At 66.3% G+C, this 19,611-nt stretch carries 18 protein-coding genes and 2 pseudogenes; 17 read left to right on the top strand and 3 right to left on the bottom strand.

What is annotated here, in order from left to right; translation table 11 throughout:
- The first annotated feature begins 59 nt into the window (after positions 1-59).
- The 9 genes from eccCa to G6N55_RS12175 all read left to right on the top strand — a co-directional run bounded on the left by eccCa (position 60) and on the right by G6N55_RS12175 (position 10,151).
- On the top strand, positions 60-3,746 hold the full coding sequence (eccCa, locus tag G6N55_RS12215; RefSeq protein ID WP_085224488.1) for a type VII secretion protein EccCa: 3,687 nt from the start codon (positions 60-62) through the stop codon (positions 3,744-3,746).
- Entirely contained in the window at positions 3,743-4,978 is a 1,236-nt protein-coding gene (locus G6N55_RS12210) for a type VII secretion-associated protein (protein ID WP_085224486.1), read from the top strand. Before eccCa ends, G6N55_RS12210 begins: the two co-directional genes overlap by 4 nt.
- Before the next feature lie 85 nt (positions 4,979-5,063).
- Entirely contained in the window at positions 5,064-5,390 is a 327-nt protein-coding gene (locus G6N55_RS12205; protein WP_139826989.1) for a WXG100 family type VII secretion target, read from the top strand.
- A 6-nt stretch (positions 5,391-5,396) separates the two neighbouring features.
- Positions 5,397-5,699 carry a WXG100 family type VII secretion target gene (locus G6N55_RS12200; RefSeq protein ID WP_139826988.1) on the top strand — a complete coding sequence of 101 codons (303 nt, stop codon included), beginning with the start codon at positions 5,397-5,399 and terminating at the stop codon, positions 5,697-5,699.
- 223 nt (positions 5,700-5,922) lie between these two features.
- Positions 5,923-6,366, top strand: a complete 444-nt coding sequence (gene rplM / locus G6N55_RS12195; RefSeq protein ID WP_085224480.1) for a 50S ribosomal protein L13 — start codon at positions 5,923-5,925, stop codon at positions 6,364-6,366.
- A gap of 128 nt (positions 6,367-6,494) precedes the next feature.
- Positions 6,495-6,890, top strand: coding sequence for a 30S ribosomal protein S9 (gene rpsI / locus G6N55_RS12190; RefSeq protein WP_232079052.1), 396 nt, complete (start codon positions 6,495-6,497; stop codon positions 6,888-6,890).
- Between the two features lie 146 nt (positions 6,891-7,036).
- A complete protein-coding gene (gene glmM / locus G6N55_RS12185; protein WP_085224476.1) occupies positions 7,037-8,374 on the top strand; it encodes a phosphoglucosamine mutase in 1,338 nt (445 codons plus the stop codon).
- Positions 8,375-8,421: 47 nt separating this feature from the next.
- The gene (locus G6N55_RS12180; RefSeq protein WP_085224475.1) at positions 8,422-8,739 is read left to right on the top strand and encodes a type VII secretion target; all 318 of its coding nucleotides are present in this window, start codon (positions 8,422-8,424) and stop codon (positions 8,737-8,739) included.
- A gap of 2 nt (positions 8,740-8,741) precedes the next feature.
- A complete protein-coding gene (locus G6N55_RS12175; RefSeq protein WP_085224473.1) occupies positions 8,742-10,151 on the top strand; it encodes a hypothetical protein in 1,410 nt (469 codons plus the stop codon).
- A 4-nt stretch (positions 10,152-10,155) separates the two neighbouring features.
- Here the strand turns inward: G6N55_RS12175 and G6N55_RS12170 are convergent, their stop codons facing one another.
- Entirely contained in the window at positions 10,156-11,199 is a 1,044-nt protein-coding gene (locus tag G6N55_RS12170) for an LLM class F420-dependent oxidoreductase (RefSeq protein ID WP_085224471.1), read from the bottom strand.
- Between the two features lie 116 nt (positions 11,200-11,315).
- Here G6N55_RS12170 and G6N55_RS12165 point away from each other — a divergent pair, with 116 nt between their 5' ends.
- Complete coding sequence (locus tag G6N55_RS12165) at positions 11,316-11,744, top strand: TA system antitoxin ParD family protein (RefSeq protein ID WP_085224469.1); 429 nt, start codon at positions 11,316-11,318, stop codon at positions 11,742-11,744.
- Positions 11,741-12,319, top strand: coding sequence for a zeta toxin family protein (locus G6N55_RS12160; RefSeq protein WP_085224467.1), 579 nt, complete (start codon positions 11,741-11,743; stop codon positions 12,317-12,319). Before G6N55_RS12165 ends, G6N55_RS12160 begins: the two co-directional genes overlap by 4 nt.
- Before the next feature lie 10 nt (positions 12,320-12,329).
- Here the strand turns inward: G6N55_RS12160 and G6N55_RS12155 are convergent, their stop codons facing one another.
- Positions 12,330-13,169, bottom strand: coding sequence for a dienelactone hydrolase family protein (locus G6N55_RS12155; RefSeq protein WP_085224465.1), 840 nt, complete (start codon positions 13,167-13,169; stop codon positions 12,330-12,332).
- A 9-nt stretch (positions 13,170-13,178) separates the two neighbouring features.
- Positions 13,179-13,643 carry a DUF2510 domain-containing protein gene (locus tag G6N55_RS30125; RefSeq protein ID WP_085224463.1) on the bottom strand — a complete coding sequence of 155 codons (465 nt, stop codon included), beginning with the start codon at positions 13,641-13,643 and terminating at the stop codon, positions 13,179-13,181.
- A gap of 277 nt (positions 13,644-13,920) precedes the next feature.
- Between G6N55_RS30125 and glmS the strand changes: the two genes are divergently transcribed.
- The 6 genes and pseudogenes from glmS (at position 13,921) to G6N55_RS12125 (ending at position 19,574) form a co-directional block, all read left to right on the top strand.
- Positions 13,921-15,786 carry a glutamine--fructose-6-phosphate transaminase (isomerizing) gene (gene glmS / locus G6N55_RS12145; protein ID WP_085224622.1) on the top strand — a complete coding sequence of 622 codons (1,866 nt, stop codon included), beginning with the start codon at positions 13,921-13,923 and terminating at the stop codon, positions 15,784-15,786.
- Positions 15,779-16,660 (top strand): DUF4436 domain-containing protein, encoded by an 882-nt coding sequence (locus G6N55_RS12140; RefSeq protein WP_232078987.1) that lies wholly within the window; start codon positions 15,779-15,781, stop codon positions 16,658-16,660. The genes glmS and G6N55_RS12140 overlap by 8 nt, the downstream gene beginning before the upstream one ends.
- A 21-nt stretch (positions 16,661-16,681) precedes the next feature.
- Positions 16,682-16,822, top strand: a pseudogene (locus tag G6N55_RS30120) (hypothetical protein); the annotation flags it as partial.
- 182 nt (positions 16,823-17,004) lie between these two features.
- Positions 17,005-17,870, top strand: a pseudogene (locus G6N55_RS12135) (DUF4436 domain-containing protein).
- Positions 17,871-17,981: 111 nt separating this feature from the next.
- Positions 17,982-18,821: a DUF4436 domain-containing protein gene (locus G6N55_RS12130; protein ID WP_085224459.1), complete on the top strand. Its 840-nt coding sequence runs from the start codon at positions 17,982-17,984 to the stop codon at positions 18,819-18,821.
- A gap of 39 nt (positions 18,822-18,860) precedes the next feature.
- Complete coding sequence (locus G6N55_RS12125) at positions 18,861-19,574, top strand: rhomboid-like protein (protein WP_139826987.1); 714 nt, start codon at positions 18,861-18,863, stop codon at positions 19,572-19,574.
- The last annotated feature ends 37 nt before the right edge of the window (positions 19,575-19,611 follow it).

The raw sequence follows: 19,611 nt of genomic DNA, 5'->3' as shown, positions 1-19,611 counted from the left end.
GGCGAGTTGCGGGCGCTTCGCTCACTGCTTACCGTCGTCGCACGCTGGGAGGGGCCGGGATGACTGAGGCGTTCGTGCCTGGATTGCGGGAGCCGCCGCCGGGAGTCGTGACCGCGGAGATCGTCGTTGCCGCGCCGCCGGAGTTGCCGCAGTCGACGACAAGTCCGCTGATGCGCGTGCTGCCGATCGGGATGTCCGTCGTCACCCTGGGCGTGATGGCGCTGGCCTTCGTCTCCGGCTCGACGTCTACGCGCAACCCCGCATTTCTGGTCTTCCCGGTGATGATGCTGGTTTCGATGGTCCTGGCGACGATCAGCCAACGTGGCCGTGGGCACGGTGGCGAGATCGCCGCGAGCCGGGCCGACTATTTGGGATACCTGACTCGGCTGCGTCAGTCGGTAGCTGAAACCGCTGCGGCGCAGCAAGTCTCACTCTGTCGGAGCCATCCCGACCCAGCCACGCTGTGGACATTGATCGGTGGCGCGCGGATGTGGGAACGACGGGCGACCGACGCCGACTTCTGCTCGGTTCGTGTCGGCATTGGTAGTCAGCCGCTTTCGACCCGGCTGGTAGCCCCCGAAATCCACGCCGCCGAGCGGACGGATCCCGTTACCACCGCGGCCGTCCACCGCTTCATCCACACCCACGCGACGGTCGGCGACGTGCCGATCGCCATTGACTTGACGGCAACGGCCGCAGTCACTGTCGATGGCGATTCGGCCGAGGCACGCGGACTGCTGCGTGCGATGATCTGCCAGCTGGCCGTGCTGCACCCTCCGGACCAACTGCTCATTGTCGGTGTGGTCGAGGGCCGGAATCGGGCCGACTGGGATTGGTTGAAGTGGTTGCCGCACAACCAGCATCCGGTCGCCCGGGATTCGGTGGGCACTGCACGAATGCTGTATCAAAGCGCGGCGCAGGCGCAAAGCAAACTGGCCGGTATCGGACTGCCGCCGCGCGTGGTGGTGATCCGCGATCTACCGGGGCGCAGCGAGTTCGATGGCGCCGTCGCAGGTATGACCATCCTCGAGGCCGGCCCCTGCCGCACCGGCTCGCCGTTGACGATCCACCATGGCGGTCTGACTCAAGCGTTGTCGCACCCCGACCGGATGGATCTGCTAGACGCGGTGATCTGCGCGCGTCGGCTTGCCGCATACCACGTCCGCGCGGCGTCCTGCCCCGGGGATGATTCAGGCTGGCCGGGCCTGGTCGGGGTTGACGATGTCGCCGGTTTCGACCCGATTGCGCTGTGGCGCAGCCGAGATCAGCACGCTCGACTTCGCGCTCCGATCGGAAACACGATCGACGGGGTGCCACTCGAGCTTGACATCAAAGAGCCCGCCGAAAACGGCATGGGGCCGCACGGGCTCTGCGTGGGCGCAACGGGTTCGGGGAAGTCGGAGCTGCTGCGCACCGTCGCACTCGGCATGATGGCGCTGAACTCGCCCGAAGTACTGAATCTACTGCTCATCGACTTTAAAGGCGGCGCAACCTTTCTCGATTTGGCGCAGGCTCCGCATGTCGCCGCGGTCATCACCAACCTCGCCGAGGAAGCGGCGCTGGTTGCGCGGATGCAGGACGCACTGGCCGGTGAAATGAACCGCCGGCAACAATTGCTGCGGACGGCGGGGTGCGCCAGTGTGGCGGCGTACGAGCAGGCCCGTCGGGCGGGCGCCGAATTGACCGCGCTGCCGGTACTGTTCATCATCGTCGATGAGTTTTCCGAACTACTGAGCCAGCACCCGGATTTCGCCGACATGTTCGTCGCGATCGGTCGACTCGGCCGGTCCTTGGGTATGCACCTGTTGCTTGCCAGTCAGCGACTTGACGAGGGCCGGCTGCGCGGGCTGGAAGCCCACCTGTCTTATCGCCTGTGCTTGAAGACGCTGTCCGCCAGCGAATCACGAATAGTCTTGGGAACACCCGACGCCTACGAGCTGCCGAACACACCCGGGGCCGGCTTTCTGCGTTCCGGAAGCGGCGAGCTGATGCGCTTCCAAACCGTCTTCGTGTCCGGACCGCTACGGGCCGGAGGGCCGGCCCGTGACACCGTGCGCGCAGACCACACGAACCTGACATCGGTCCACGGGTTCACCGCGCAAGCCGTCGGGCCGGTCGCTCGCGTCGCCGAGTCGGACGGGTTGCCCGCACCCACCCTGCTGCGCACCGCGCTGGACCGACTAGCCGGACACGGGCCGGCCGCGCACCGAGTGTGGCTGCCCCCGCTGGGCGCGGCGCCGCCGCTGGACGAGGTGCTGCCCGATGCGGGATCGGAACGCCTGACCGTGCCCATCGGCATCGTCGACCGCCCCTTCGAACAGTGCCGGACACCGATGATGGTCGACTTATCAGGAGCTGCAGGCAATGTCGCGGTCGTGGGCGCTCCCCGGTCGGGCAAGTCGACCGTTCTGCTGACGCTGATCACCGCGTTGGCCGCCACACATGATCCGAGCCGGGTGCACTTCTACTGCCTGGACTTCGGCGGCGGGACGCTGGCGTCGCTGCGCGCACTGCCGCACGTCGGCGCGATCGCAACCAGATCCGAGCCTCGGCTCGTGGCACGCATGGTCGCCGAGATCGAGTCGATCATGCGCTCGCGGGAGGGCGCCCCTGACGAGCGGGGCGTCGATGTCGCTGACGTCTTCCTCGTGATCGACGGTTGGGCGAACCTGTGCAAAGAGTTCACGGCGGTCGAGGAACCGATTACTGCTATTGCTGCTCAGGGACTTTCGTCCAGGGTGCATGTGGTGCTCTCGGCTTCGCGTTGGGCGGAGGTCAGACCCTCGTTGCGGGATCAGATTGGCACCCGGATCGAATTGCGGCTGGGCGATCCCGCCGATTCCGAGCTCGATCGAAAACGGGCGCGCGAGGTGCCCCGTGACCGACCGGGTCGTGGTCTGTCCCACGACGGTCTGCACACGGCCATTTCCCGGCCGCTCGAGGCGAACGAGTTGCGATGCCGCCACGGTGGGCCATCCGCCCCGCCCATACCGTTGCTGCCCACGCACGTCGACTACCACGTCGTCCTCGACCTGGCGGGCGGCGAAGGTGAAGCGCGCATACTTCTCGGTCTCGAGGAGCGTCGATTACACCCGGTCGCAGTCGATTTCGAGCGGAATTCACATCTACTGGTGCTCGGCGAGCGCGAATGCGGAAAGACCAGCACGCTGCGGGCCCTGTGCCGCGAAATTGTTCGGACGAAGACGGCTGGGCAGGCACGGCTATTGATCGTCGACTTTCGCCGCACCCTGCTCGGCGTCGTGCAGTCGCAGCATCTCGGCGGCTATGCGCTGTCGCCGGCTGCGCTGGGAGGGCTGATGCCGGACGTGGTCGATCTGCTGCGGGATCGGATGCCCCCGCCGGAGGTGACTCAGGCGCAGCTACGGGACAGGTCCTGGTGGTCCGGCCCGGATATCTACATCGTCGTCGACGATTATGACCTGGTCGCGACGCCGACCGGCAACCCGCTGCTAGCCCTGCTCGAATACCTGCCGCATGCACGGGATCTGGGACTGCACGTCGTGGCGGCACGCCGCAGCGGGGGCGCCGCGCGCGGACTGTTCGAGCCGCTACTGGCGGGCCTGCGTGAGGTCGGGTGCATGGGATTGATGATGAGTGCGCGTCCCGATGACGGCTCGCTATTGGGTGCGAGACGTCCGGAGCGATTGCCGGCGGGGCGCGGCGTCTGGCTGACTGATGGCGGCGACGAAGAAGTAATCCAGGTGGGCTGGAGCCCGACCCCGTGAACGCGCATCGCGCGATCATTGCGACCGGCCCGGGAACGGTTCGCCGGTTATGTTGCGCCCCAGGCGCAGTCGCTGATGAGACATCGGAGATGCTCCGCGCGGCTCTGGACGCTATTGACGATCAAGTGGCGCTGGTCGACGGGCTGCCGGTCCCGGTTGATTCGTTGTGGCGCAGTGGACTGCGTTCATTGGACTGCGGTAATCCGCACGCGCAGAAAACAATTCAGGTAGTGCATCCGTCGTGGTGGCCGTCGCCGCGGCTCAATGTAGTTACCTCGGCAGCGGAGACCGTATTCGATGATGTGGCGGTGCGGCCGCGGTCGTGGTTGCTCAGGCAGGCGGCGAGTGCGGAAGCAGCGGTGGTGGTGGAGATCGCGGAGCGATTGGTAGCGGTCACGGGCGAGGACGTCGTCGCCGTTGCACGCACGGGAGAGCCGCAGTCCGTGGCCGAGCGGGTCGCGGGTCGCATCGGTGAAATAGTTTGTGGCACAACCACTACCGTGCTGATCGATGTGCCCGGCAGCATTACCGGGGCGCAGGCGCTTGCGACGCTGATCGCCCGCGGCTTGCGCACAAGTGGCCGGCGAATAGTGCGGATCGACGACGCCCGGCTAGCACGGCTGGAGCTTCCGGCGTCTCGCACGGGCCAGCGTGAGGTGGTGCGGCCGGGAGTCGATGCCCGTTGTGCCCGATCGCGCGTCCGGATGTTTGGCGGTCTGGCCGCCGCGGCAGTCGCACTGGTAGCAACGGTGCCGGCGCTCGCGGCGGGCGGCCATCGCGGCGTCGCGCCCGGGAACGCGCCGTCGACGACGTTTCTGGTTGAAGGCCGGGTTGCATTGACCGTGCCCGCGAACTGGGCGACGCGACGAGTGGTCGCCGGGCCGGGGTCGGCACGGGTGCAGGTCACGTCGCCGTCAGATTCTGAGGTGGCATTGCACATCACACAATCGCCGATTCCAGAGGAGACGCTCAGCGCCACTGCGGACCGGTTGAAGCATGCGATCGACAGCGAGCCCGCGGGTTTGTTTGTCGACTTCAACCCGTCCGGGGTCACGGCCGGACGGGCCGCCGTGACCTACCGCGAAGTCCGCGCCAGCCATCACGTCCGTTGGACGGTGTTGGTTGATGGATCGGTTCGGATCAGTGTCGGATGCCAGAGCCGGCCCGGTGAAGAAGATGCCGTGCGCGACGCCTGTGACGAGGCGGTGCGGTCGGCTCACGCGATCGGATGAGCTCCGCGACGCGGCTGGGAAATCGGGATGGAACCGAACACCAGCGCGCGTGGTCGTACTGGGTATCGGAGAAGGAAGGAGAAGGGTGACTACACCGCCGGGTGCGAACACGCTGAGCACCGATTTTGATCTGATGCGCTCGGTCGCGGGTACGACGGACGCTCGCAACGAGGAGATCCGCGCGATGCTGCAGGCATTCATCGGCCGGATGAGTAGCGTGCCGCCGTCGGTGTGGGGTGGGCTGGCGGCCGCGCGATTCAAGGACGTGGTGGATCGCTGGAATGCCGAGTCGTTGCGGCTTCATCACGTGCTGCACGCGATCGCCGACACCATTCGGCAGAACGAGGCCGCGCTGCAGGCTGCCGGTCAGAGCCATGCCCATCACATCGGCGCCGCCGGTGGAGATCTGTGAGAGGACATTGCGGTGGACCCAGTGCTGTCCTATAACTTCGGCGAAATCGAACACTCGGTGCGCCAGGAGATCCACTCCACGTCGGCTCGCCTCAACGCCGCGCTTGACGAACTGCGCTCCCAAATTGCCCCGTTGCAGCAGCTCTGGACCCGCGAGGCGGCGTCGGCCTATCAGGCCGAGCAGCTCAAGTGGCACCAAGCGGCGACCGCGTTGAACGAGATCCTGGTCGACCTTGGCAACGCGGTGCGCGACGGCGCGGACGAGGTCGCACAAGCCGACCGCCGCGCAGCCGGCTTGTGGGCAAGGTAGCCGCGATCATGAGCCACTGTGTGGTCCCGGCGGAAGGAGAGCCGTCGGGACCACACAGTCATTTTGACCTGCGGGGATGTAGGTCGGTAAGCTGCTCCGTTGGCGTGCGGTACGCCGGGGACTCGGGTCAATGTCGGTCGCCGAGACCAAACCCCAACCGTGGACGCCTGACCGGCACCCGGCTCGAACCGGGATCCACCCGAGAGAAAAGAAGGTAAGCGCTGTGCCCACCTACGCGCCAAAGGCGGGTGACACCACGCGGTCGTGGTACGTCATCGACGCCACGGACGTAGTGCTTGGACGCCTTGCCGTCGCGGCAGCCACCCTGTTGCGCGGTAAGCACAAGCCGACGTTCGCCCCCAATGTCGATGGCGGCGATTACGTCATCGTCATCAACGCCGACAAGGTCGCCCTGTCCGGCGACAAACTGCAGAGCAAGCTGGCCTACAGCCACTCGGGGTATCCCGGCGGTCTGCGCTCACGCACCATCGGCGAGCTGCTGGAAAAGCACCCCACCCGCGTCGTCGAGAACGCGATCGTCGGCATGCTTCCGCACAACAAGCTCAGCCGTCAGATCCAGAAAAAACTCCACGTCTACGCCGGCCCGCAGCACCCGCATGCCGCGCAGCAGCCGGTTCCGTTCGAGATCAAGCAGGTGGCCCAGTGACCGAGACCAACGAGGCAGCACCCGAGGAGACCGTCGAGGTCGTCGTCGAGGTGACCGCCGAACAGACCCCGGCCGAGACCGCTGCCGAGCCCACCGCTGAGGCTCCCGCGGCCCAGCCCAGTGCGCCGATCGTGCTCGACCGGCCCATCCAGACCGTCGGCCGCCGCAAGGAGGCCGTGGTGCGGGTGCGTCTGGTGCCCGGCACCGGCAAGTTCGACCTGAACGGTCGCAGCCTGGAGGCCTACTTCCCGAACAAGGTGCACCAGCAGCTGATCAAGGCCCCGCTGGTCACCGTGGATCGGGTGGAGACCTTCGACGTCTACGCGCTGCTGCACGGCGGTGGCCCGTCGGGTCAGGCCGGTGCGCTGCGTCTGGGCATCGCCCGGGCGCTGATCTTGGCCCAGCCCGAGGACCGGCCCCCGCTGAAGAAGGCCGGCTTCCTCACCCGTGACCCGCGCGCCACCGAGCGCAAGAAGTACGGCCTGAAGAAGGCCCGTAAGGCTCCTCAGTACAGCAAGCGCTGATCAGCGATCACTTTCTGGCCGCGACCGCGCATCTTGTGCGTCTTTTGTCCGCCGTCTTCGGCGTGTCGTCGCGTAAACCTGCGCGGTTGCGGTCACAAAAGTAAGTGCACTTTGTGCGCATGACGTCACTGTGAGAGGTTTGTCCGATGGGTCGACTATTCGGCACCGACGGTGTTCGCGGAGTCGCCAATCGCGAATTGACCGCTGAGCTGGCACTATCGCTGGGCAGCGCGGCCGCGCGACGCCTGGCGAGCCCCGGGAAACCGGGCCGGCACGTCGCCGTGATCGGCCGCGATCCGCGCGCCAGCGGCGAGATGCTCGAAGCCGCCGTGATCGCCGGCCTGACCAGCCAGGGCGTCGACGCGCTGCGCGTCGGGATCCTTCCGACCCCCGCGGTGGCCTACCTGACCGGCGCCTATGACGCCGACTTCGGCGTGATGATCTCGGCGTCGCACAACCCGATGCCCGACAACGGCATCAAGATCTTCGGCCCCGGCGGCCGCAAGCTGGACGACGACACCGAAGACCAGATCGAAGAGCTGGTCGCGGCCGGCCCGGGCTTGCGCCCGGTCGGTTCCGCGATCGGGCGCGTCATCGACGCCGAGGACGCCGCCGATCGCTACCTACGCCACGTCGGCAAGGCCAGCACGCTGCCGCTCGACGGCCTGACCGTGGTCGTCGACTGCGCCCACGGCGCGGCGTCGTCGGCCGCACCGCGCGCCTACCGCGCCGCCGGGGCTCGGGTGATCGCGATCAACGCCGAGCCCAACGGCCTCAACATCAACGATCGCTGCGGATCGACGCACCTGGATTCGCTGCGCGCCGCGGTGCTCGCGCACGGTGCCGACCTGGGTCTGGCACATGACGGCGATGCCGACCGCTGCCTGGCGCTGGACGCCAGCGGCGAGCTTGTCGACGGCGACGCCATCATGGTGGTGCTCGCGCTGGCCATGCAGGAAGCCGGCGAGCTGGCGTCCAACACCTTGGTCACCACCGTGATGAGCAACCTCGGGCTGCACCAGGCCATGCGTTCGGCGGGCGTCACGGTCCGCACGACCGGCGTCGGCGACCGCTACGTCCTCGAGGAGCTGCGGTCCGGCGAATACAGCCTGGGCGGCGAACAATCCGGCCACATCGTGATGCCCGCGCACGGCTCCACCGGCGACGGCATCGTCACCGGACTGCGCCTGATGACCCGCATGGTGCAGACCGGCTCGTCGCTGGCCGATCTTGCCGCGTCGATGCAGACGTTCCCGCAGGTGCTGATCAACGTCGAAGTCGCCGACAAGACCACCGCGGCCACCGCGCCCTCGGTGCGCAGCGCGGTCGACGAGGCCGAGGCCGAACTCGGCGACACCGGTCGAATCCTGTTGCGCCCCTCGGGAACTGAGCCGATGATCCGGGTCATGGTAGAAGCGCCCGAAGAAGACACCGCGCAGCGGGTGGCCGCCCGCGTCGCCGAAGCGGTCAGCGATCAGCGTTAGTTCGAGCGCCTTGGAACCCCAACGGGGAGTCCGGCGTCGGACTAGGCATGGGAATACGACACGCCACTTTCGACCGCACTGGAATTGACGTCGCGGCGGTACACCGGGTCGCCGATCAACTGCGGGCCGCCGCCGAACTGATCGACAGCGCTGTCTGTGATCACCTGGCGGCGTTGGGTTTTAGCGGCGCGACGGCCGGCCGGGCGTATACGGCGCGCGGCGATGCGCTGCGAGCCGAGCTGGAGCGTTTGACGACGCAGCTGTCGCAGTGGTCGCGGGCGTCGGTCGCGATCGCCGTCGCGCTGCGGTCCGGGGCGCAGCGCTACGCCGACGCCGAGCTGTATGCCGCGGCGCGAATCGCCTGAGCATGGCCGATCGGTTGGACGTCGCCGAGCGCCTCGCGGAGGGCCGGGTCGCTGTCGAGCACACCCAGGCCTACGTACGGGCTTGCCAGACACTGGGATACGAGCATCCGGACTTGACGTCGCACCCGTCCCAGATCCGCGATTGGTTCGGCAGCGAAGACGGCCTCGATTTGTATGTCCTTGACCGGGACTGCGCGCGGCTGCGGGCAGCCGGCGCCGCGGTTGCCGAAGGCATACGTATTCAGCACGACCAGGTTGGCGAGCTCTCCGCGGCATGGACGGGGGTGGGAAGCGACGCCGCGGTTGCGTTCCTGCAACGGCATTGCGATGCCGCGACCATGGTTGCCAACGAGGTGCGGGCGGCCGCGCAGCGGTGTGAATCGCTGCGCGACAATTTGTGGCATCTGCTCGACTCCAAGGTCGGGACCGCTATCGCGATCGACGATCGCAGTCAGGCGCATCGGTCGGCGTGGTTGGCCGCCGCCGCGGTGGTGACGGCCGGGTCGGCGGAGCGGTCGACGGCCGAGCAGGTCGTCCATGGGCAGATAACGCCATACGTGGACAACGACATTCGCAACGACTGGTTGACGGCCATGCGCTCGTCGTTGTCTGCATTCGGGACCGCCTACGACATGGTGAACGACCGGATGCGTGCCGCGCCCGCAGCGTACTTCGATACGCCCGGCGACCTCGGGCCCGGTTTTCAACCGTCCCCGCCGGTAGCTCCTCAGCCGGTACCGCCGCCAGTGGCGACCGCGCCCGCGGCCGTGGTTCCCAGCGGTGCGGCGGACCCGGCACCCGCAACGCCGGCTTCCGCCCCCGCCGCGATTCCCACGCCTCCGGCACCCCCCGCACCACCGCTATCGGACCTCGCGACTCCACTGTCGGACTTGGGCGCCGGGCTAGGTAATGCTTCCGCCCTCCCCACGGGTGCCGGAGGACTGGGCGATCTGGGTGGGGGAGCCGGCGGTCTGGGCGGCCTCAGCGGGTTGGCAGGCCAAATTGTCGATGCGATAGGTGGTCTGCTGGGTTCGGCGACGGACGGGCTTGGCGATCCGTCGGATCCGTTGGGCAAAGACCCCTTCGACGACGACACCTCCGACGAGGATCCGTTTCACCCCGACGACGTGCATGACGACGCTGACAAAGACCCTGAGAACGTCGACGCCGAAAAGGCTGCTGCGCCAAAGGAAGCCGCGCAGGCTCAACCAGTTGACCCGCCTGCCGGGACGCCGCCACTACCGGTTGGCGAGCAACCACCCGCCAGCGCGCCCACTCCGGCGGCAACTCCCGTTCCCGCGGCCGCGCCGCCCACTCCGGCCACAGCGCCCGCTCCCGCGGCCGCGCCGCCGACCGATGGTTCGACGCCGTGTGAGATTGCCGCGGACCAGGTTCCGCAGGCCGGGCAATGACGCGTCAGGCGCCGCGCAGCTCCAGCACTTCCTCGACGAAGCGCACGGCTTCCTTCGGGTCGCTCGCGGCCGGGCTTACCAACAGCGTCGTCACACCGGCCTCGGCGAAGGCGGCGATGCGCTCTGTGATGAAACCGCGCGGACCGATCAGCGACATGCTGCGCACCAGCTCGTCGGGCACCAGGTCGATCGCCTCGCTCTTGCGGCCGGACAGGTACAGCTCCTGGATCTTGTCCGCGACCTCTCCGTAGCCGTAACGCGTCGCCAGGTTGTGATAGAAATTGCGGCCCTTGGCGCCCATGCCACCGATGTAGAGGGCCAGTTGCGGCTTGACCCAGGCCAGCCGTTCCTCGACGTTGTCGCCGATGGCCGTCGATGCGTGCACCATGATGTCCAGCGGTCCGAGGGCCGGATCCCGCTTGGCGTTGCCGGCGGCCAGCGCCTCACCCCAGACGGTGTTGGCCTTCTCCGGCAGGTAGAAAACCGGCTGCCAGCCCTCGGCGATCTCGGCGGTGAGTTCGACATTCTTCGGGCCCAGCGCCGCGATGGTAACCGGAATACGTTCGCGCACGGGGTGATTGATGAGCTGCAGCGGTTTGCCCAGGCCCGTCCCTCGGTCGGCGGGCAGCGGCAGCTGGTAGTACTTGCCGTCGTACTGCACCCGCTCGCGGCGCCACACCTGCCGGCAGATCTCCACGATCTCGCGGGTGCGGCCGATCGGAGCGTCGAACTCGACGCCGTGGAAACCCTCCATCACCTGCGGCCCGGACGTGCCGATGCCCAAGCGGAAGCGACCGTCGGACACGAAGTCCAGACCCGCGGCGGTCATCGCCAGCAGCGACGGCGTGCGGATGTAGATAGGAAATACTCCCGAGGCCAGTTCGACGGTGTTCGTCTTGGCGGCCAGATATCCGAGTTGGCTGACGGCGTCGAACGAATACGCCTCGGCCACTACGGCGATGTCGATGCCGGCCTTTTCGAGTTCGACGATGCGGTCGACGGCTTCGTGGAAGCCGCCCGAATAGTCCAGCGCGATTCCGATTCGCATGAACGACACTTAATCACGCCGCGCCCGGCGGCCCGCAGCGCGGTGCTCTTGATGAGTTCGCAGCGCGTGTAGCTGATTGCTACACTGGTTACAGAATGCTACAGATTTGAGGAGAAATGGCTGAGAGCGTGGATCGAGTTACCCGGTTCGCCGCCGACCTCGTCGACAGTGCGAAGGCCGAGGGTGCGCGGCAGAGCCGATCGGCCAAGCAGCAGCTGGATCACTGGGCGCGGGTCGGGCGCGCGGTGTCGAGCCAGCACTCCGCTGCACGTCGCCGGGTGGAGGCGGCGCTGGCCGGGGATTTGGAACTGGGCGAGCTGAGTGTCGAGGAAGGTGTCGTCTTCAACGCCGAAATCGCCGCGGCGATCCAGGAAAACCTCAACCAGGCCAACTACGGCAAGCTGCTGGCCAAGCGTGGCGTCACCACCGTTGCCCTTAACGAGGCCGGCGAGATCGTCGAATACCGGCCCGATGGCAGTTCGACCGTGTTGACGGCGAACTCGCGACCCATACGGCGCAAGAAGGTGAACGCCGGGGCCCGATGAACCGTCTCGACCTTGTTGTCGGGCCCAACGGAGCCGGTAAATCAACCTTCGTCGAATTCACGCTCGCGCCGCTGTTGCCGACGAGCGTCTTCGTCAACGCCGACGAAATCGCCAGACAGCGCTGGCCTGCCGACGCTGCCGCCCATTCCTACGAGGCCGCGCGGATTGCGGCCGATACCAGGGCGAGGCTCATCGAACTGCGCCGATCGTTCATCGCCGAAACGGTGTTTTCTCACCCGTCCAAACTCGAGCTGACCGACAGCGCACACGCGGCGTCCTACACCATTGTGCTGCACGTGCTGCTCATACCCGAGAAGCTGGCCGTGGAGCGGGTCAAGCATCGGGTTGCCACCGGCGGACATGCCGTACCCGAAGACAAGATTCGTCAACGCTACCAACGTCTTTGGACACTGGTTGCCACCGCCATCGCACGCTGCGACTCCGCCACCGTCTACGACAACAGTGCGCTCAAGGGCCCTCGCATCGTCGCCCAAATGAGTTTCGGCCAGCTGGACGGGACACCCACGTGGCCGGCGTGGACACCTCGCGAGTTGACGTCGCGCTGGCCCGCATAACGCGGCCCGATCACTTCAGCAGCGCGACGATCTTCTCTTCCAGGGCGATCGGTTCTGCCTCGGGGTCGAGCGGAGTTGTCTTGGGCAGCACCATATCTGGATCAGCGAAGTCGCGATAGGTTTTGTCGCCGGCCAGCGTCGCGAGCAGATATCCGGTCAGCAGGGCTCGAACCGATCGCTGGGTGCGGCGGTTAGAACCGGGCAGCCCGACCACCGACGCCAGTCGTCGGCCCTCACACAACCCAGCGGGCTCGGCCTTGCTGACGATGCGTAGCGTGGCCGAACTCCAGGCGCTGGAAAGCGCCAGCGCGTTGGAGTTCAACGTCTTTGGGGCTCCGGGTGCGGTCAGGATCAGGCCCGGGACCGTCAGCGACGTGGCCGGCTGCTCGGCCGGGGGAGTCGTGACGGTCGGGAAGACCGCGACCGTCGCCGCCAGTGCGCCGGGCATTCCGGCCGCGGCGAACACGGCGGCCGAGGCCCCAAAACCATGGCCCACCACCCCGAGCTTTGCGGGATGCACGCTGATGTCGCCCGGCCCCAGCCGCACGCCCGCGACGATGTCGAGCGCGGTGCCGAGATCGGAGGCCAAATTGAGTACCGAAGGCACCAGACCTCGCTCGGTGTCGGGAGCGCCGGCCACGATGCCCCACGACGCGAGATGCTCCAGCAGACCCGAATAGCGGGTAGTGGCGGTGAGCCAGTCGTGACCGAACGCGATGCCGGGGAGGTTCAGACCGGACTCGGGGGTGTAGACCACGCCCGGCAGACCGGCAAAAGCCAGGTCACCACGCAAAACCTTGTGCGGGCCACGGCGGCTGAGGGAGGTGACGAGCTTGCGGATGCGGGCCACGCGTTGACGTTAGCGGGGATGGGTCCAATGAGTCCACGTGACACCGTCCCAGTACCGCTGCCCCGGCCCGCCCGGGTTGGGGTACCACCCCGGCGGCGGCGGCGGCCCGGCCGGGCGGCGCGGCGGGGCTTGGCGAGGCGCGACGGCCGGGCCGGGTGGGGCTGCTGAGCCGGCGGGAGGGGCCCGGCCGGTCGGCGGATAACGCGCCCCGGCGTGGGGCGTCGGGGCCTGCGTGGCCAGGGCACGCACCCGGCGGATCGCCGTGTAGTTGGAGATCAGCGCTATCCGGTTCAGCAGGAACAGCGACACCAGGCCCCACCAGCCGGTGACCAGGCAATGCAGCTGCGGATCGCGGTATGCCTTCTCACACTGCTCGAGCGTGCCGGTGAAGGTGAAGCTGCGCTGGACCCACAGAATCAGCACCCCGGTGTGCTCGTGGAGCCTGACGGAGAAGCGGCGGTACGGGTCGGTCAAAACAGGCCTTTCGCGCAGGTGGGCGGCCCAACGATACCGTCGGGTGGCGCCGACGGCGCCTCTCGCTCGTCGAGTGTTGCGTCAGGGCATTGAGTGTGCGCTCAGGGCGACAATTCGGGCCGAAAACCGCCCTGAGCGCGCACTCGACGTGGGTTGGGGCCACGTCGGGCCGAAAACCGCCCTGAGCGCGTTCGACGTGGTCCTTAGCGCGCTCGACAGCGCCCCGGCGGCCCGCGACAGGCCGGCCCGCCGGCACGGCTGCATTATTCTGGTCAGAATGTGCGGAATCGTCGGCTACGTGGGGCAGGCCCCTGCCTGCCAAGTCGTCATGGACGCACTTCGCCGCATGGAGTACCGCGGCTACGACTCGTCGGGCGTCGCGCTGGTCGACGGCACGGGCAAACTCACCGTGCGCCGCCGGGCCGGCCGGCTGGAAAACCTGGACAAGGCCGTCGCCGAAATGCCGCCGGACGACCTGCGCGCCACCACCGGCCTGGGCCACACCCGGTGGGCCACCCACGGCCGCCCGACCGACCGCAACGCTCACCCGCACCGCGACGCCGCCGGCAAGATCGCCGTCGTCCACAACGGGATCATCGAGAACTTCGCGACCCTGCGTCAGGAGCTGGAGTCGGCCGGCGTCGAGTTCGCCAGCGACACCGACACCGAGGTCGCCGTGCACCTGGTCGCCCAGGCCTACCGCGAGGGCGAGACGGCCGGCGAGTTCGCCGCTTCGGTGCTCACGGTGCTGCGACGGCTAGAGGGCCACTTCACTCTCGTGTTCGCCAACGCCGACGAGCCCGGCACCATCGTGGCCGCCCGCCGGTCGACACCGCTGGTGGTCGGCGTCGGCGACGGCGAGATGTTCGTCGGCTCCGACGTCGCCGCCTTCATTCCGCACACCCGCAACGCCGTCGAACTCGGCCAGGACCAGTGCGTGGTGCTCACCGCCGACGGCTACCGGATCACCGACTTCGACGGCAACGAAGACGTCGAATACCGCGAGTTCCACATTGATTGGGACCTGGCCGCCGCGGAAAAGGGCGGCTACGAGTACTTCATGCTCAAGGAGATCGCCGAGCAGCCCACCGCGGTCGCCGACACGCTGCTCGGCCATTTCGTGAACGGCCGCATCGTGCTCGACGAACAGCGGCTGTCGGATCAGGAACTGCGCGAGGTCGACAAGGTATTCGTCGTCGCGTGCGGCACGGCATATCACTCCGGGCTGCTGGCCAAGTATGCGATCGAGCACTGGACGCGTCTGCCGGTGGAAGTCGAGCTCGCCAGCGAATTCCGGTATAGGGACCCGGTTTTGGACCGCAGCACCCTGGTGGTGGCCATCTCACAGTCCGGTGAAACCGCGGACACCCTGGAAGCTGTTCGGCACGCCAAGGCGCAGAAGGCCAAGGTATTGGCGATCTGCAACACCAACGGCTCGCAGATCCCGCGCGAGTGCGACGCGGTGCTCTACACCCGCGCCGGACCGGAAATCGGTGTGGCCTCGACGAAGACCTTCCTGGCGCAGATCACCGCCAACTACCTGGTCGGCCTGGCGCTGGCGCAGGCCCGCGGCACCAAATATCCTGATGAGGTCGAACGCGAATACCGCGAGCTGGAAGCGATGCCGGAAATCGTGTCGCGGGTGCTCGCGACGATCGAACCCGTTGTGGCCCTGGCCTATCGGTTTGCCCAATCCTCGACCGTGCTGTTCCTGGGTCGACATGTCGGCTACCCGGTGGCGCTGGAAGGCGCGCTGAAACTCAAAGAGCTCGCCTACATGCACGCGGAGGGCTTCGCAGCGGGCGAGCTCAAGCACGGCCCGATCGCGCTGATCGAGGACAACCTGCCGGTCATCGTCGTGATGCCGTCACCCAAGGGATCGGCTACGCTGCACGCAAAGCTGATGTCCAATATCCGCGAGATTCAGACCCGTGGCGCGGTGACCATCGTCATCGCCGAGGAAGGTGACGACACGGTGCGTCCCTATGCCGATCATTTGATCGAAATCCCTTCGGTGTCAACGCTTTTGCAGCCGCTGCTGTCGACCATTCCGCTGCAGGTGTTTGCGGCGTCGGTGGCGCAGGCGCGCGGCTACGACGTCGACAAACCGCGAAATCTGGCGAAGTCCGTCACCGTTGAGTAGCCGGCGCGCGATACTCGGCATCGTCGGTGTCGTGTTGTTTGTCGCCGCCTATGCCATCTCGGTGTGGCTGTACGTCGACGGTGGAATGGGTCATCCCAATGTCGTCGTTCGGGGCGAGCCGGTGCCCGACGCGACCCGGGTGACCATTGACGTACAAGAAGTTCAGTCGGCCAACAGCCTGGTTGTTGCCAGCGTCAACGTCTATCCGGGACCCGGGCTGCTGGACCCGCAGACCCACAATCTCAAGGACGATCTCACCATTTCGGTCTCCTCCGCGGTGAGCGCCAGCAAGCGCACCTGGCCGAAAGGCACGCTACCCGACGTGTTTCGCATTTCGCTGGCCCTCGACGGTGAAGTCGCCGCGTGGCCCTTCGATGAATACCATTCGGGGCCCGTCGTCGCCCAGCTCGTATCCGGCTCCAGCCCCACCCGCGTGCCGGCGGTGGTGACGATGGTCGACCGCCTACTGGGCTGGGATGTCATTACGGATCGCATCAACGATGAAGATCTGGTCGGCCCCTACCAAGTCGACTTGGTCCGGTCGACGAGCACCGTGGCGTTCGCGGTCGTCATCCTCGGCGTGCTGATCGCCCTTGCGTTCTTTGCCTTCTTTGTCGCGGTGCAGACGGTGCGGGACAAACGAAAGTTCCAGCCGCCGATGGCAACGTGGTACGCGGCAATGTTGTTCGCGGTGGTGCCGCTGCGAAATGCGCTTCCCGATTCGCCGCCAATTGGAGTCCTCATCGATGTCACGATCGTGCTCTGGGTGACCGTCATCCTGGTGATCTCGATGGGGCTCTACATCTCTTGCTGGTGGCGGCATCTGCGGCCCGAACCCGATGAGCTGGCCTCCTTCTCGAGTGGCCGGGTGTAGCGAAGGTTTTGCTACGCCGGCGAGATTCAGAGGCGGGGCCCGGTGACCATCGTGATCGCCGAACAGGGCGACGACAACGTGCGCCCCTACGCCGATCATTTGATCGAAATCCCGTTGGTATCAACCCTTTTGCAGCCGCTGCTGTCGAGCAGCCCGCTTCAGCCCAGTCACTGTTGAGTAATCAGGCAGAACGCGACTAGCTGCGCACGGCGGGAGTCTTCGGTCGTGAGGCCTTCGCGCGGTTTCTCCGCGTAGCATCTCCGGGCAAGACCGCATCCTTACAGCTAGTGAATGGAGGGGCATTCTTGTCCGTGAATGAATCCCTATACGCCAAGCCAGTGCTTATGAAGTGGGGGATCATTGGCGTCGTCGTCTTCATCGCGGCGTATCTCGCCTCGCTCCTGCTGTATGTCACCAGTGGCATGAGCCACCCACATCAAGTGACCGAAAGTGAGTCCGACACTGACGGGACCACGGTGACCGTCGATCTCGAAGACATCCGGTCGAACAACAGTGTGCTGGTCGGCAACGTCACCATTACACCCGGACCCGCGCTGCTGGATCCGGCGACCCACAAACTCAAGGAAGACCTCGATGTCGACGTCTCATCGGTGGTCACGCCGAGCAAGCGTGCCTGGTCGAAGGGCACACTGCCCGATGTCTTCCCGGTATCGCTGATCCTTTCCGGCGACGTCGGGGATTGGCCCTTCGATCACTACCGTACGAAGCCCATCGCAATCGAACTCGACCGCGGCCCCGCCGCAGTGCCGCAACGGGCGACGGTGACATTCGTCGACCGCCTGCTGGGCTGGCAGGTCGGCGCGACTGAGGTCGGCAAAGGCGAGATGCCCCGCCATATCGATTGGATTTCTCCCGGACGTCGAGCACCGTGGCGTTCGGTGTGGTCATCGTCGGTGTGTACCTTTCCCTTGCCGGCCTGGGCCTGTTCGTTGCGGTCCAGACGGTGCGGAACCGACGAAAGTTCCAGCCGCCGATGACAACGTGGTACGCGGCGATGCTCTTTGCGGTGATGCCGCTGCGAACTGCACTACCCGACTCGCCACCATTCGGAAGCTGGATTGACGTCACGATCGTGCTCTGGGTGATTGTCGTGCTGGTGATCTCGATGGTGCTCTACATCTCTTGCTGGTGGCGGCATTTGCGGCCCGGACCCGATGAGCTGGCGTCCGTCTCGAGTGGCGGGCCGTAGCTGCGGCGGGCAGCGGGCCTAGTATTTCTCGCCGGGACCCCATCTCAGGACAGCCCGGTCAGCGGGGAGGCAACCTTGGCATCGAACGGTTTCGCCAGAGGCACTCGGTTCATGAAGTTTTCGATCATGGCTCTGGTCATTTTCTTCATCGGCGCCTACATCACCACGGTCTCGCTCTACGCCAGGTCCGGTTGCGGCTGCCCGCTGCAACTGACCCAAGGCAAGCCCGAGGCCGACGGGACCACGGTGACGATCGACTTCCTCGAGCTCCAGTCGATGAAGGGCGCGGTTCATACCAACGTGACCGTTACCCCCGGGCCCGGGCTGCTGGATCCGGGAACGCGCGGCCTCAACCAAGACTTCGCCGTCGTGGTGCACTCCGCGGTCACGCCCAGCAAGCGCGCGTGGACGAAGGGAATGCTTCCGGGCGAATACCCTGTCCCGCTGACGATTAGCGGAGATCCGTCGGTGTGGCCCTTGGATAAGTATCAATCGGGGCCGATCACCGTCGACCTCATCTATGGCAGCGAGAGACCCGAACAGTTGCCGGTGAAATTCGTCGACCGTGTCTCCGGCTGGCGGCTCTCCGTTGCTGGTGACGGTAATCCGCAGTCGCCGTACCGAGTCGAACTGCGCCGGTCGCCCAGCATCGCGTTGTTCGCCGCCGTCATCATTGTGGTGATGCTCGCGGTGGCCGGAGTGGGCGCATTCGTCGCGATTCAGACGGCGCGCGATAAGCGAAAATTCCAGCCACCGATGACAACGTGGTACGCGGCAATGCTCTTCGCGGTGATACCACTGCGAAATGCTCTGCCCGACGCGCCCCCGATCGGGTCCTGGGTTGACGTGACGGTCACGCTCTGGGTCATCGTCGCCTTGGTGATGTCGATGGTGCTCTATGTCTATTGCTGGTGGCGGCATCTACGACCCGAACCCGAAAAGGCGGCATAACAGTTTGCCCAAGCCGCCGGGCATGCAAAGGTGGACGCCGTGGCGGAAGGATCGGTGGGGGCGCGTCTACGCAGCCTGGCGCTGGGAGTCTGGCATTTCGTCAGCGGCGCGCCGCTAACGTACGGCTGGCTATTCGTGTTGATGATCACGACGGTCATCCAGAACCAAATGTCCGGGCGGCAACTGCACTCGGTACTGCTGCACCGCTCCACCAACATTCACGAGTTGGGCACCGACCCGCTCTCCGTGCTGTTCTCCAGCCTGCTGTGGATCGACGGCAAAAGCCTGGAACCCTACCTGCTGCTGTTCACCCTGTTTCTCGCCCCGGCCGAACATTGGCTCGGCCACCTGAATTGGCTCACCGTGGGGTTGACCAGCCACATCCTTTCCACCTACATCAGCGAAGGCATCCTGTACTTCGCGATCGAGGAACACGACGCATCGGAACGGTTGGTTCGCTCACGCGATATCGGGGTGAGCTATTTCCTCGTCGGCATCATGGCCGTGCTGGCCTATCGCATCGCGCGGCCATGGCGCTGGCTCTACCTCGGCGTGCTGCTGGTCATCTTCGGTTTTCCGCTGATCACCATGACCAAACACGGGCTGAACTTCACCGCGATCGGTCACTTCACGTCGATCCTCATCGGCCTCTGCTTCTATCCGATGGCCCGGGCGAAAAAGGACAAGCCGTGGAGTCCGGCGCGGGTCAGGGCCGCGTTTCGCCGATTTCGTTCCCGCGAGGAGCCGGTCTGACGGCTTGGCCGCGGAAGAGGAATTCCGGCCAGGCCGA

Source organism: Mycobacterium florentinum (assembly GCF_010730355.1).
Lineage (GTDB): Bacteria > Actinomycetota > Actinomycetes > Mycobacteriales > Mycobacteriaceae > Mycobacterium > Mycobacterium florentinum.
This window is presented reverse-complemented; position numbering and strand designations above follow the sequence as displayed.

Coding starts and splice junctions, on each gene's coding strand:
- glmS (WP_085224622.1), top strand. CDS start 13,921: ATGTGCGGAATCGTCGGCTACGTGGGGCAGGCCCCTGCCTGCCAAGTC.
- glmM (WP_085224476.1), top strand. CDS start 7,037: ATGGGTCGACTATTCGGCACCGACGGTGTTCGCGGAGTCGCCAATCGC.
- G6N55_RS12175 (WP_085224473.1), top strand. CDS start 8,742: ATGGCCGATCGGTTGGACGTCGCCGAGCGCCTCGCGGAGGGCCGGGTC.
- G6N55_RS12165 (WP_085224469.1), top strand. CDS start 11,316: ATGGCTGAGAGCGTGGATCGAGTTACCCGGTTCGCCGCCGACCTCGTC.
- G6N55_RS12170 (WP_085224471.1), bottom strand. CDS start 11,199: ATGCGAATCGGAATCGCGCTGGACTATTCGGGCGGCTTCCACGAAGCC.
- G6N55_RS12130 (WP_085224459.1), top strand. CDS start 17,982: ATGAAGTTTTCGATCATGGCTCTGGTCATTTTCTTCATCGGCGCCTAC.
- eccCa (WP_085224488.1), top strand. CDS start 60: ATGACTGAGGCGTTCGTGCCTGGATTGCGGGAGCCGCCGCCGGGAGTC.
- G6N55_RS12160 (WP_085224467.1), top strand. CDS start 11,741: ATGAACCGTCTCGACCTTGTTGTCGGGCCCAACGGAGCCGGTAAATCA.
- G6N55_RS12180 (WP_085224475.1), top strand. CDS start 8,422: ATGGGAATACGACACGCCACTTTCGACCGCACTGGAATTGACGTCGCG.